At 64.3% G+C, this 13,751-nt stretch carries 10 protein-coding genes and 3 pseudogenes; 8 read left to right on the top strand and 5 right to left on the bottom strand.

What is annotated here, in order from left to right:
• Positions 1-13: 13 nt before the first annotated feature.
• Together OL239_RS05090 and OL239_RS05095 are read left to right on the top strand one after the other, a co-directional pair.
• The gene (locus tag OL239_RS05090) at positions 14-1,162 is read left to right on the top strand and encodes a MalY/PatB family protein (RefSeq protein ID WP_268910981.1); all 1,149 of its coding nucleotides are present in this window, start codon (positions 14-16) and stop codon (positions 1,160-1,162) included.
• A 375-nt stretch (positions 1,163-1,537) separates the two neighbouring features.
• Complete coding sequence (locus OL239_RS05095) at positions 1,538-2,134, top strand: hypothetical protein (protein WP_268910982.1); 597 nt, start codon at positions 1,538-1,540, stop codon at positions 2,132-2,134.
• A gap of 71 nt (positions 2,135-2,205) precedes the next feature.
• On the opposite strand, the gene OL239_RS05100 is transcribed toward OL239_RS05095, so the two are convergent.
• From OL239_RS05100 to OL239_RS05115, 5 genes and pseudogenes are all read right to left on the bottom strand, one after another.
• Positions 2,206-2,964 (bottom strand): iron ABC transporter ATP-binding protein, encoded by a 759-nt coding sequence (locus OL239_RS05100; protein WP_268910983.1) that lies wholly within the window; start codon positions 2,962-2,964, stop codon positions 2,206-2,208.
• Positions 2,961-3,392, bottom strand: coding sequence for an iron chelate uptake ABC transporter family permease subunit (locus OL239_RS19350; protein ID WP_329609350.1), 432 nt, complete (start codon positions 3,390-3,392; stop codon positions 2,961-2,963). Before OL239_RS19350 ends, OL239_RS05100 begins: the two co-directional genes overlap by 4 nt.
• Before the next feature lie 104 nt (positions 3,393-3,496).
• A pseudogene (locus tag OL239_RS19355) lies at positions 3,497-3,844 on the bottom strand (iron chelate uptake ABC transporter family permease subunit); the annotation flags it as partial.
• A gap of 178 nt (positions 3,845-4,022) precedes the next feature.
• Positions 4,023-5,087, bottom strand: coding sequence for an ABC transporter permease (locus OL239_RS05110; protein WP_268910984.1), 1,065 nt, complete (start codon positions 5,085-5,087; stop codon positions 4,023-4,025).
• Positions 5,088-5,151: 64 nt separating this feature from the next.
• Complete coding sequence (locus OL239_RS05115; protein ID WP_268910985.1) at positions 5,152-6,102, bottom strand: siderophore ABC transporter substrate-binding protein; 951 nt, start codon at positions 6,100-6,102, stop codon at positions 5,152-5,154.
• 357 nt (positions 6,103-6,459) lie between these two features.
• Here OL239_RS05115 and groES point away from each other — a divergent pair.
• The 6 genes and pseudogenes from groES (at position 6,460) to OL239_RS05145 (ending at position 13,688) form a co-directional block, all read left to right on the top strand.
• Positions 6,460-6,755 (top strand): annotated as a pseudogene (gene groES, locus OL239_RS05120) (co-chaperone GroES).
• 80 nt (positions 6,756-6,835) lie between these two features.
• On the top strand, positions 6,836-8,446 hold the full coding sequence (gene groL / locus OL239_RS05125; RefSeq protein ID WP_268910986.1) for a chaperonin GroEL: 1,611 nt from the start codon (positions 6,836-6,838) through the stop codon (positions 8,444-8,446).
• 193 nt (positions 8,447-8,639) lie between these two features.
• A complete protein-coding gene (gene guaB, locus OL239_RS05130; protein ID WP_268910987.1) occupies positions 8,640-10,157 on the top strand; it encodes an IMP dehydrogenase in 1,518 nt (505 codons plus the stop codon).
• Positions 10,158-10,258: 101 nt separating this feature from the next.
• Positions 10,259-11,397, top strand: a pseudogene (locus OL239_RS05135) (GuaB3 family IMP dehydrogenase-related protein).
• 70 nt (positions 11,398-11,467) lie between these two features.
• The gene (locus OL239_RS05140) at positions 11,468-13,192 is read left to right on the top strand and encodes a glycerol-3-phosphate dehydrogenase/oxidase (protein ID WP_442864221.1); all 1,725 of its coding nucleotides are present in this window, start codon (positions 11,468-11,470) and stop codon (positions 13,190-13,192) included.
• Between the two features lie 55 nt (positions 13,193-13,247).
• Complete coding sequence (locus OL239_RS05145; RefSeq protein ID WP_268911669.1) at positions 13,248-13,688, top strand: PTS sugar transporter subunit IIA; 441 nt, start codon at positions 13,248-13,250, stop codon at positions 13,686-13,688.
• Positions 13,689-13,751: the final 63 nt, after the last annotated feature.

A 13,751-nucleotide genomic window follows, 5' to 3' on the forward strand; every position in this document is an offset into this window, starting at 1 on the left:
TAGGTTGGGCGGCATGACGAAGATCGCGGCCGAGCCGCTGTCCGCGCTGCGTGCGCGCACCAGCTACAAATGGCAGACCTACCCGGCTGATGTCCTGCCGTTGTTCGTGGCGGAAATGGACTATCCGCTGGCCGAACCGGTGCAGCAGGCCATCATCGGCAGGGTGCTTGCCTCGGACACCGGATACATCGCCGGTCCGGAGCCGGTGGCAGCCGCGTTTTCCGGGTATGCCGGCCGGGCCTGGGGCTGGGATGTAGCCGCGGGGGACGTGCGGACCACCACGGACGTCAGCGTCGCCATTGTTGAATGCCTGCGCCAGGCCGTTCCCGTGGACGGCAGTGTGGTGATCACCCCGCCGGTGTATCCGCCCTTCTTCGAACTTCCGCCCGAGGCCGACGCCTCGGTGGTGGAAGTGCCGCTGCTGCTCACCGGCACGGGCTGGAAACTGGACCTGCCCCAGCTTGAACGCGCCTTCGCCCGCGGCGCCGAAGCCCTGCTGCTGTGCAGTCCGCACAACCCGCTGGGACTGGTCCACTCGGCTGAGTCCCTGCGGGCGGTGGCGGACCTCTCCGTGAAATACGGCGTAGCCGTGATCAGTGATGAGATCCACGCCCCGCTGACCTATGAGGCAGGTGCCTTTACGCCGTACCTTTCCGTGTCCGAAAATGCCCGGGAATTCGGCATCTGCGTCACTGCCGCCAGCAAGGCCTGGAACATTGCCGGCACCAAATGTGCCCTGATGGTGGCGCAAAGCGACCGCATGCGGCTGCAGCTGGATTCCATGCCGGCGGAAGTGCCGGCCCGCACCTCCATCCTGGGCCTGCACGGAACTGCGGCCGCCTACAACGACGGCGGGCCCTGGCTCGGGGACGTCCTTGAAGCGCTGGCAGCGAACCGCAGCCTGCTGGGGGAACTGCTTGCGGCGGAGCTGCCCGGAGTCATCTACCGTCCGCCGTCGGCCGGGTATCTGGCCTGGCTGGATTTTCGCGGCCTCGGCTGGGCAGACCCTGCAGCGGTGGCGATGGAGCGCGCCAGGGTGGCGCTGGAACCGGGGCAGCGGTTCGGCAGGCAGGGCACCGGCTTCGCCCGGCTTAACTTCGCCTGCTCACCGGAGGTCCTGGCGGAGGCAGTCGCCCGGCTGGCAGCTGCGGCGGTCCTGTAACGGTCCGGTGTTTCTCCCGGGCCCGCCTGCCCGTCCGCACTTCCTGGTCCCGCCCGGAAAAATGGTCAGGCAACTGACTATTAAATGGTGTTGTGCGGGTGTCAAAACTACCCACAGATCACCCGCAATTATGGTGTATGGTTACCCTCGACTGGTTCTGTCGTAGACATTATTTCTCAATTGCTTTTTGCGCAGCCGGTGACGTCGTAGTCACCTGATTCTTCTCAATAAAGCTATGAAGTATGACGTCCGCTATGTTCCTGCCAGCGCCTCTCGTGCTGACGGCAGCCCTGAAAAATCCTTGAATTATCCGAAGCTGGGGGGCTTTGGCGCGATAGGCCCTGCCCTCCCAGCTGTTAGAGAGGTTGGAACGTAATGAGTGGTATTGTCTTCGCACCCGGAGAAACGGGAGTCAGCAGCTCCAAGTTTAGTCCGTCAGTAATTCTGTTTTGGTTGAAAACGGAGATTGCCGTCACCAATATGAGAGTGGTGGCGAAAAGCCCGAACACGCTCTTCGGTGTAATTCCGCTGGGATACAAGGACGAGGCCTACCCTCTGAGCGGGACCGCCAGTGTGGGCGTAGAGGTCAAGTTCTCCTTCGCACGTGCTCTCTTCGGCCTCATTTTCCTGATCATTGGGCTGAACCTGCTCGACAACTTCTTCGGCTACATATTGCTTCTTTTGGCAATCTCGATGATCCTCAACGCGATGAGCGCCGCACTGCAAATCAAAAACCACGGCGGCGGATCAAGCACAATCCGCGTCTCGATTCTGGAAAAGTCGAAGCTGGAAAGCATGCGCGATGAGATCAATGCGCGGCTTTTTGCCGACCATGCACGGGTCCGTCACGAGGAGTCCATGGGTATGCAGACGCAAAGCCTGCTCAACCAGCAGGCCCAAATTAATTTGCAGCAGCAAATGCACCAGCAGACGCCCCAGGGCACCGGTTACGGAATGCCTCCGGCTCCCTAACGCTTTTTGCACCGATGAATCAAAGGTCTGCCCCGCCACGGAAATGTGCCGGGGCGGGCCTCTCAATTAGGCTAGGCGAAGTAGACGCCGATCCGGTTGCCGTCGATCTCTTCGATGCGGATGTCGATGTCGTAGATGTCGCGGAGCACTTCGGGCTGCATGATCTTCGCCGGGGGGCCCTGATGGATCAGCCGCCCGTCGCGCATGGCAATGATGTCGTCCGAGTAGCAGGAGGCAAAGTTGATGTCGTGGATGACCAGCACCACCGTCTTGCCGAAATCATCGGTGAGCCGGCGCAGCAGCCGCATCATCTCCACCGAGTGCTTCATGTCCAGGTTGTTCAGCGGCTCGTCCAGCAGCAGGTAATCGGTGCCCTGCGCCAGGACCATCGCGATGAAGGCGCGCTGGCGCTGCCCGCCCGACAGCTCGTCCACGAAGCGGTCCGCCAGTGCCGTCAGGTCCAGATAGGCCATGGCCTCGTTGATGTGCGCCTTGTCCTCGATAGTTGGGCGGCCGCCGTTGTGCGGATAGCGCCCAAAACCGACCAGGTCGCGGACGGTAAGGCGCACCGTTAGCTGGTTGTCCTGGCGGAGGATGGCCATTTTGCGGGCCAGCTCCTTGCCGGGAGTGGCGTGGACGTCCAGCCCGTCCAAGCTGACGCTGCCGGCGTCCATGCGCAGCAGCCGCGAAATGATGGAAAGCAGGGTGGACTTGCCAGCGCCGTTGGGCCCAATGATCGAGGTGATGCCGCCCTCTTTGATGTCGGCGCTGACGCCGTCGACGACGAGCTGGTTGGTGTAGGACTTGGATACGCCGGTTATGGAGATCATTTGACGTTGCCTCTCAGCAGCAGGATAAGGAAGACGATGCCGCCGACGAATTCGATGACGATGCTCAGCGCGGTGTCGAACGCGAAGATTCGTTCCAGGACCAGCTGGCCGCCCACCAGGGCAATAATGCCGAGCAGGACGGCAATGGGCAGCACTGCGGTGTGCCGGAAATGCGAGCACAGCTGGTAGGCCAGCGAGGCGACCAGCAGGCCGAAGAACGTCACGGGTCCCACAAGCGCCGTGGATACGGCAACCAGGACGGAGCAGATGATCAGGGTGGCCGTCACCGCCCTGCGGTGGTCAACGCCCAGGTTGACAGCCGTGTCCCGGCCCAGGGCCAGGACATCGAAGGAACGGCGCATCCGCCAGGCCAGGACGCTGACGGCGGCGACGGCGGCGGCGGAGTAGCCGAGCAGTGCGCCGTCCACGTTGTTGAACGAGGCAAAAAGAGGTCCTGCAGGATGATGAACTCGCTGGGATCGATCAGGCGCTGGAGCAGGGACGAGAATCCCCGGAACATGGTGCCGAAAACGATTCCCACCAGCAGCATCAGGTGAAGGGACTTGCCGCCGCCGGTAAACAGCCAGCGGTAGAGGAGGAACGAGAAGCCCACCATAAGCACGAGTTCGGTGATGAACAGCACCGGTTCGGACATCGTGAGGACGGCCTGCCCGCCGATCGCGAAGACCAGTGCCGTCTGCAGCAGCACGTAGAGGGCGTCAAAACCCATAATTGACGGGGTGAGGATGCGGTTGCCGGTTACGGTCTGGAACAGCACGGTGGAGACGCCGACGGCGTAAGCCACCAGGATCATCGACGTGACCTTGATGGCGCGGCGGGGGAGGATGTAGCCGATGTTGCCCCGCAGCTCAATGGTCATGAAGACGGCGACAAGGGCGGTGGCCACGATGCCCAGCGTGATGATCCAGAATTTCGGCGGCAGGGAACGGACCGGATGCCGGCGGTGGGACACGAGCGCTTTGGGCAGCGGATTGGCTGGCGCTTCGAGCCCCTGGGCGGGGCCGGAGGAAGCGGGGCCGGTCTTAGCGAGGCCGGATTCAGGCACGGGCAGCACGCTTTCGCAGGAGCAGATACAGGAACAGGACGCTTCCGATGGCGGAGACGATGACGCCCACCGGAATTTCGTACGGATAACGGATGGTGCGGCCGATGATGTCGCAGGCCAGAACGAAGCCGGCGCCGAAGACGGCGACCCAGGGAACGGCCCGCCGGACGTTGTCTCCAATCATCAGGGACACCAGGTTCGGCACGATGAGGCCCAGGAAGGGAATGGACCCCACGCTGACGACAACTACCGCGCTGATCAGCGAGACAATGATCAGGCCCAGGGTCATGACGCGGTTGTAGTTCAGGCCCAGGTTGGTGGTGAAGTCGGAGCCCATGCCCGCCACCGTGAAGCGGTCGGCGGCCAGATAGCCGATAACGGTGAGGATGCCGACGATCCACAGGAGCTCGTACCGGCCCCGCAGTACGCCGGAGAAATCACCGACCATCCAGCTGTTCAGGGTCTGCAGGAGGTCCGTGCGGTAGGCGAAGAAAGTGGTGACGGCGGATATGACGCCGCCGAGCATAATTCCCACCAGGGGAACGAGCAGCGTGTTCCGCAGCGGCAGGCGGCGCAGGATCAGCAGGAACAGGGCGGTTCCGGCAGCCGCGAAGACGGTGGCCGTGGACATTTTCATCATCATGGACGCCCCCGGAAGCAGGACGGTGATCACCAGGATGCCCAGCGACGCCGACTCCACGGTGCCGATGGTGCCCGGCTCCACGAACTTGTTGCGCGCCATCAACTGCATGATCAGGCCGGCCACGCTGACGGCCATGCCGGCGAGGATGATGCTCAGGGTGCGGGGCACCCGGCTGACCCAGAAGACCTGCCATGCCGCGGGGTCTCCGGCCAGCAGCAGGGGCAGCGAAACGTCGCTGACGCCGATGAACATGCTCGCCGCGGCCAGCGCGAGGACCAGCGCGGCACCCAGGGCAAGGCTGATCCCGGTACGCGGAAACCGCCGCCGCCGGGCAGAAGCGGCAGCGGCGGAGGGCGGCGGGGGCGCTCCGGGCGGGGAAGCGTGGCCCGGTGCACGGGCAGCGGTGGTGCTCATAGAGGAAATCGGTCTCGCCCTGGGTTCCGGCGCACGTGCCGGAACCCAGGGCGGTGAGGGGTGGTTAGGAGATGCCGTTCTGGACTTCGGTCACCATGCTGTCCACGTTGCTCAGGCCGTAGCCCACGAGGTACCAGCTGGAGGCGTCAAGGGCGGTGACGCGGTCGTTCTGAGCCGCATTGGTGCCGTTGACCAGTTCGTTGTCCATGACCGTCAGGGCCGCCTCGCCGCTCTCGCCGACGGCGGTGTCGCGGTCGATCACGAACAGATTGTCGGGGTTCTTGTCAGCGATGTACTCGGCGGTGATGGATTCGCCGTGCTTGCCGTCAGCCTTGATGTCGGCGACCGGTGACACTCCGAGGACGTCGTGGATGATGCCGAAGCGGGAGCCGGCACCATACGCGGTCATCTCGCCGCCGCTGGTCATGACGATCAGCCCGGTGCCGGCGTCGGCGGCAGCGGTCTTGGTCTCTTCGATCCGCTTGTCGATGGCGGCAAGCTTATCTTCGACGGCCTCTTCCTTGTCGAAGATGCGGCCCAGGGTGCCGGTCACTTCCTTGAAGGAATCCATGGAATCCGCGGCATCAACACTGAGGTCGATGGTGGGGGCAATCTTGCTCAGTTCCTCGTAGGAGGCGGCAACGCGGCCGGAAATGATGATCAGGTCCGGGGCGCCCTCGCTGATGGCTTCGAAGTCGGGTTCCTTCATGGAGCCGATTTTCGCGTAGTCATCGCCGCCGTACTGGGACAGGCTCTCCGGGAAGTTGGCCGCAGGAACGCCGTCGACGTCGATGTCGAGGGCATCCATGGTGTCGAGGGCGCCAAGGTCAAAGGTGTAAACCGTTTCGGGGTTAACCGGAACCTCGGTGCTGCCCTGGGCGTGCTCCACCGTGATGTTGGTCTGGTCGGGTGCTGAATCGGCAGAGGCGGACGTCTCTGTGCCGCATGCGCTCAGCGCGAGAAGGGAAGCCAGGGCGGTGCCGGCGGCGAAACGGGACTTCACGATATTTTTCACTATGGGGAGCTCCAGTTGCTTGGATCCGGTCCGGCGGATAATCCGCCATTCGGACGCAGAAAAACCAATAGGTCACAGAAATGTTTGCTAATTGAACGCTTCTGAAAACTATCGGTTAGGTAAGCCTAAGGCAAGTTTGTAGCCAGGGTTACGCACGATGAAGGACTCCCTCCGGGCTCCGGGACGGGCAATATTGGCACTCGCCTTGACCGAGTGCTAACCGTTGCATAAAGTCGGAGCTAGCACTCTCCCAGTGAGGGTGCTAATTCCTGAGGGAAGCGCCAACCGGCACCGCGACGACGGCCAGCGCCCACCGACGGTCCACATCCGTTAGTAACTACGCAAAGGAGAGCCCGAGTGTCGGTCTCGATTAAGCCCTTGAGGATCGTATTGTTGTCCGCCCGCTGGAAGCCGAGCAGACCACTGCTTCCGGCCTCGTTATCCCGGACACCGCCAAGGAAAAGCCCCAGGAGGGCGAAGTTGTCGCAGTAGGCCCCGGCCGCGTTGACGACAACGGCAACCGCGTTCCCGTGGACGTGTCCGAGGGTGACGTTGTCATCTACTCCAAGTACGGCGGAACCGAAGTCAAGCACGGCGGCCAGGAGTACCTGGTGCTGTCCGCCCGCGACGTACTGGCCATCGTCGTTAAGTAGTTGAAAAAGGAAGACCCCGGCCAATCTGGCCGGGGTTTTCTGATGCAGGTGCAGATGTAGCTGTCGGAAAGGACACACACATGGCAAAGCAATTGGAGTTCAACGACTCCGCCCGCCGCTCGCTGGAGGCCGGCGTCGACAAGCTGGCCAACGCCGTCAAGGTGACGCTCGGCCCGCGCGGCCGCAACGTAGTGCTCGCCAAGACCTGGGGCGCTCCCACCATCACGAACGACGGCGTGACGATCGCCCGTGAGGTTGAGCTGGACGACCCGTACGAAAACCTTGGCGCACAGCTGGCCAAGGAAGTCGCCACCAAGACCAACGATGTTGCCGGCGACGGCACCACCACGGCAACGGTCCTGGCGCAGGCGCTGGTTAAGGAAGGCCTGCGCAACGTTGCTGCCGGCGCAGCTCCGGGTCAGCTCAAGCGCGGCATGGAAACTGCCGTGGAGGCAGTGGCTGCACGGCTGCTGGAAAACGCCAAGGAAGTTGAGGGCAACCAGGTTGCGCATGTCGCTGCCATCTCCGCGCAGAGCATGGAGATCGGCGAACTGCTGGCCAAGGCCTTCGACACCGTCGGCAAGGACGGCGTCATCACCATCGAGGAATCCTCCTCCACGCAGACCGAACTGGTCATCACCGAGGGCATGCAGTTCGACAAGGGCTACCTGTCCCCGTACTTCGTGACCGACCCGGAACGCCAGGAAGCCGTCCTCGAAGACGCACTGATCCTGATCAACTCCGGCAAGATCTCCTCCGTTGCCGAGTTCCTGCCGCTGCTGGAAAAGGCGCTGCAGGCTTCCAAGCCGCTGTTCATCATCGCCGAAGACATCGAAGGCGAAGCGCTCTCCACCCTGGTGGTCAACAAGATCCGCGGCACCCTGAACGTGGTTGCCGTCAAGGCTCCCGGGTTCGGCGACCGCCGCAAGGCCATGATGCAGGACATCGCCACCCTCACGGGTGCGCAGGTTGTCTCTCCGGACCTGGGCCTGAAGCTGGACCAGGTGGGCCTTGAGGTGCTGGGCTCCGCCCGCCGCATCACGGTCACCAAGGACAGCACCACCATTGTTGACGGTTCGGGCTCCGAGGCCGACGTTGCAGACCGTGTGGCCCAGATCCGTGCAGAGATCGAACGCACGGACTCCGACTGGGACCGCGAGAAGCTGCAGGAACGCCTGGCCAAGCTCTCCGGCGGCATCGGTGTCATCAAGGTTGGCGCCGCCACCGAGGTGGAGCTCAAGGAAAAGAAGCACCGCATCGAAGACGCAGTGTCCTCAACGCGCGCGGCCCTGGAAGAGGGCATCGTGGCCGGCGGCGGTTCCGCCCTGGTCCACGCTGCCAAGGCTCTGGATACCGATCCCGAGGTTCTCAAGCTTGAAGGCGACGCCGCCACTGCCGTGGGCCTGGTCCGCCGCGCCCTGGCGCAGCCGCTGCGCTGGATCGCTGAGAACGCCGGTGCCGAAGGCATGGTTGTCGTCGCCAAGGTCACCGACCTCGAGGTTAACAACGGCTTCAACGCCGCAACCGGCGAGTACGAAAACCTGATCGAGGCGGGCATCATCGATCCCGTCAAGGTCACGCGTTCTGCTCTGCGCAACGCTGCGTCGATCGCCGCGCTGGTCCTCACCACTGAAGCTCTTGTGGTTGAGAAGCCGGCCGACGACGAGGAAGACCACGGTCACCAGCACTAAGTACGGCTCAAGCCCCGGTGCGCCAGCGGATTTCCGCCGGCGCACCGGGGCTTTTCCGATGTTGTGACCGGTACCACCCGCCGGGTTTCGGAATAGGGCCCGGGAGGCTTTCGTTTTAGAATGTAAGGAAGTCCGCCGGTCCTGTCCCGGCTTTTCCTTCATCCCTCCGGTCCCCCGCGAAAGAGGCGCAGTTTTGAGCCAGCAGTCCCCAGAGCATGACCCGTTCGGCTTCTTTGGCCTGACGTACGACGACGTCCTGCTGCTGCCCGGCCCCACGGACGTCATTCCCTCCGAGGCGGATACGTCTTCCCGCCTGTCCAAACGGATCACCGTTCACACGCCGCTGCTCTCCGCAGCCATGGACACGGTCACCGAGTCCCGCATGGCGATCGCCATGGCCCGTCAGGGCGGCCTGGGCGTCATTCACCGCAACCTCTCGATTCCCGACCAGGCCGAGCACGTGGACCGGGTCAAGCGCAGCGAATCCGGCATGATCACCAACCCGGTGACCATTTCCCCGGACGCCACCCTGCAGGAACTCGATGACCTGTGCGCCCACTTCCGCGTCTCCGGCCTGCCGGTGGTGGATGCGGACAACAAACTGCTGGGCATTGTCACCAACCGCGACACCCGATTCATCCCACGGGCCGACTACCCCCGCCGCAAGGTCAATGAAGTGATGACCCGCATGCCGCTGATTACCGGCCGGGTGGGCATCAGTGCCGAAGAAACCGTTGAGCTGCTGGGCAGGCACCGCATCGAGAAGCTTCCCCTGGTTGACGCGGACGGCCGCCTGCAGGGCCTGATCACGGTCAAGGACTTCGACAAGGCAGAGCAGTACCCCCTGGCTACGAAGGACGACGAGGGCCGGCTGCGCGTCGGTGCCGCCATCGGTTTCTTTGGCGACGGCTACGAGCGCGCCATGACCCTGGTCGAGGCCGGCGTCGACATCCTGGTCGTGGACACCGCCAACGGCCACAGCGCCGGGGTGCTGGACATGATCGCCCGCCTGAAAAATGACCCGGCCGCCGCGCACGTGGATATCGGCGGCCAGGCCGCCACCCGTGAAGGTGCCCAGGCCCTGATCGACGCCGGCGCTGACGCGATCAAGGTGGGTGTGGGTCCCGGCTCCATCTGCACCACGCGCGTAGTGGCAGGCGTCGGAGTGCCCCAGGTGACCGCTATCTATGAGGCCGCCAAGGCTGCGATACCGGCCGGTGTGCCGCTGATCGCCGACGGCGGACTGCAGTACTCCGGCGACATCGGCAAGGCCATCGTGGCCGGCGCCGACACTGTGATGCTCGGCAGCCTGCTGGCGGGTTCCGCCGAAAGCCCCGGGGACCTGGTCTTCGTGAACGGCAAACAGTTCAAGTCCTACCGCGGCATGGGATCTCTTGGCGCAATGCAGAGCCGCGGCAAGAACACGTCCTATTCCAAGGACCGCTACTTCCAGGCCGACGTTCCCTCCGACGAAAAGCTGATTCCGGAAGGCATCGAGGGACAGGTGCCCTACCGCGGTCCGCTGTCCGCCGTCGCCCACCAGCTCGTGGGCGGGCTGCGGCAGACCATGTTCTACACCGGCGCCCGCACCATCGCCGAGCTGAAAGCCAAGGGAAAGTTTGTCCGGATCACTCCGGCCGGGCTGAAGGAATCCCATCCGCACGACATCATGATGACGGCCGAGGCACCGAATTACGGTACCCGCCGCTAATCAGCAGCAAAAGCAGCAGCAGCCGCAGTCTTCCGTCCAGCCGCGCGGAAGACCGGGGCTGCTGCTGCTGCCGCGGGCACGTGGCTGGGATAACCTAGGGAGTGAGTAACGAGATTGAAATTGGCCGTGGCAAGCGTGGGCGCAGAGCCTACTCCCTCGATGATGTGGCGATCGTGCCGTCCCGGCGTACCCGGGACCCGCAGGACGTTTCGATCAACTGGCAGATAGACGCCTACCAGTTCGAAATGCCGGTGATGGCCGCTCCGATGGACTCGGTGATGTCTCCTGCCACCGCTATCGCCATGGGCCGCCTGGGCGGCCTCGGCGTACTGGACCTGGAAGGGCTGTGGACGCGCTACGAGGATCCGCAGCCGCTGCTGGATGAAATCGCCGTCCTCAGCGAAGATAACTTCAACCCGGCGGCCACCCGCCGGCTGCAGGAAATCTATCAGGCTCCGATCCAGGCGGAACTGATCACCTCGCGCCTGGCCGAGGTCCGTGAAGCCGGTGTAACCGTCGCCGGCTCGCTCACCCCCCAGCGCACGCAGGAGTTCTATAAAACAGTGCTCGCCGCCGGGGTCGACATTTTCGTTATCCGCGGCACCACGGTCTCGGCCGAGCACGTCTCCAAGACGGTCGAGCCGCTGAACCTGAAGCAGTTCATTTATGAACTGGACGTTCCCGTCATCGTCGGCGGCGCCGCCGGCTACACCCCGGCGCTGCACCTGATGCGCACCGGCGCGGCAGGCGTCCTGGTGGGCTTCGGCGGGGAGCGACCACCACCACGCGGCGTGCGCTGGGTATCCACGCTCCGATGGCCACCGCCATCGCCGACATTGCCGAGGCCCGCCGCGACTACATGGATGAATCCGGTGGCCGGTACGTCCACGTCATTGCCGACGGCGGCATGGGCACCAGCGGCGACATCATCAAGGCGATTGCGATGGGAGCCGATGCCGTGATGCTCGGGTCCGCGCTGGCCCGTGCCGAGGAATCCCCGGGCCAGGGCTGGCACTGGGGCCAGGAAGCCCACCACAGTGAACTTCCCCGCGGCGACCGGGTCCGGCTGGATACCGTGGGACCGCTGCAGGAGGTCCTCTGGGGCCCCTCGCACCACACCAACGGAACCTCTAACCTGATGGGTGCCCTGCGCCGTGCGATGGCCACCACGGGATACTCGGACGTGAAGGCGTTCCAGCGCATCGAGGTGCTGGTATCGCCCTACCTATCCACCATGTAGTTCCCTAGAGTTACAGGGAGCGGCTGCAGGGACCGCAGCACCGGCAGGATCGCAGAGAGGAATGTCGACGATGAGCAAAGACGCACTCAGTCCGCAATACCGGGAGGATGCCCTGGCCGCTTTGCGTTCCACGGCCGAACCGGGCGAAGAGCTGGACATCCTGATCGTAGGCGGCGGTGTGGTGGGGGCCGGTGCTGCGCTCGACGCCGTCACCCGCGGACTGAAGGTGGGCATGGTGGAGGCCCGGGACTGGGCCTCGGGCACATCCTCGCGGTCCTCGAAACTCATCCACGGCGGGCTGCGTTACCTGGAAATGCTGGACTTCGCCCTCGTGGCCGAAGCGCTCAAGGAACGCGGCCTGCTGATCCAGCGCATCGCACCGCATCTGGTGAAGCCCGTTCCGTTCCTGTACCCGCTGACGCACCGCTTTTACGAACGTCCCTACGTGGGCGCCGGAATCATGCTCTATGACACCATGGGGCTGACCTCCGGTAATTCCCGCGGCGTTCCCATGCACAAGCACCTGAGCCGGAAGGCCACCCTGCGGGCCGCGCCCAGCCTCAAGGATGACGCCATGATCGGCTCCATCCGCTATTACGACGCGCAGGTGGACGACGCCAGGTACGTGGCCACCATGGCCCGCACGGCCGCCCACTACGGCGCGGCCGTGGCCAACCGGGTGTCAGTGGTGGACTTCCTCCGCGAGGGGGAGCGGGTGGTGGGCGCCCGGGTGCGTGACTCCGAAACCGGCAACGAATTCGACATCGCCGCCAGCCAGGTGGTCAACGCCACCGGTGTCTGGACCGATGAAACCCAGGCCATGGTCACCGACCGCGGCCAGCTGAAGGTCCGGGCCTCCAAGGGCGTGCACCTGGTGGTCCCGAAGGACAGGATCCAGTCCACCGTGGGTATGATCCTGCGGACCGAAAAGTCGGTGCTGTTCGTCATCCCGTGGGGCAGGCACTGGATCATCGGCACCACGGACACCGACTGGAACCTGGACAAGGCGCATCCGGCGGCCACCTCCGCCGACATCGACTACATCCTGGAGCACGTAAACCTGGTGCTGAAGACACCATTGACCCGGGAAGACGTTGAAGGCGTCTATGCCGGCCTGCGGCCGCTCCTCGCCGGGGAAAACGACTCCACGGCCAAGCTGTCCCGCGAACACGTGGTGGCCCACCCGGTGCCGGGACTGGTGGTCGTTGCCGGCGGCAAATGGACCACCTACCGCGTGATGGCCAAGGATGCAGTGGACGAAGCGGCCCGGGCCCTGGACGAAAAGGTACCGGAAAGCTGCACTTCCACCATCCCGCTGCTGGGCGCCGTGGGCTATAAGGCCGACTGGAACCGCCGGCACCGCACCGCCGAAGAGTACGGGGTGCATGTTGCCCGGGTCGAGCACCTGCTGAACCGCTACGGTTCACTGGCCGGCGAGGTGCTGGAGCTGATCCGCGCCAATCCGGCGCTGGGGGAGCCGCTGCCCGGAGCGGACGACTACCTGCGCGCCGAAGTCGTTTACGCAACCACCGCCGAAGGCGCCCGCCACGTGGAGGACGTGCTGGCCCGGCGCACGCGCATCTCCATTGAATCCTGGGACCGCGGGGTGTCCGCGGCTCCGGCGGCGGCGGAATTGATGGCACCCATCCTGAACTGGGATCTGGACCGGGTGGAAAAGGAAGTCGCCCACTACCTGGCGCGGGTGGAGGCCGAGCGCCTCAGCCAGGAACAGCCCGACGACGTCTCGGCGGACGCGGCCCGGCTGAAGGCGCACGACATTGCGCCCCTTGGCTGACGTGGCACCAGAACTCTCGCTGAATGAGAAGGGCGCCGTGCTGACGGAGCCCGGCATGGTCATTCTCGAGATGGAAGCCGCTGACCGCACCGATGCCGCTGCCCAGCTCGCGGAGCGGATGTACCGGCACGGACGGCTCAGCAACCTTGAGGCATTTCTGGAGCAGGTCAACGCCCGGGAACACCAGATGGCCACCGGCCTGCCCGGCGGAATCGGGATGCCCCATGCCCGCAGCGAGTACGTTGCCCAAACCTCGATCGCAGTGGGCGTCACACGCTATGGACACAGCATCGATTTTGGCGCCTCCGACGGTCCGGCCACAGTGATTCTTCTCATTGCCACGCCCGCCGGAGCGTTCTCGGAGCATCTGGAGGTCCTGGCCACCCTGGCGCGGTCCCTGTTCCGTCCGGCCTTCCGGGAGTCGCTCCGCCGGGCCAACGATACGGAAGTAATTGCCGAGCTGATCAATTCCTCGCTGGTATTCTTTGACCACTGACCGGGCCTGTTTCCTGCCCGGCCGGGCAGACATTGGGTTTTCTACACGGGTACGAAGTACGGT

The organism is Arthrobacter sp. ATA002, assembly GCF_026898095.1.
GTDB lineage: Bacteria > Actinomycetota > Actinomycetes > Actinomycetales > Micrococcaceae > Arthrobacter_B.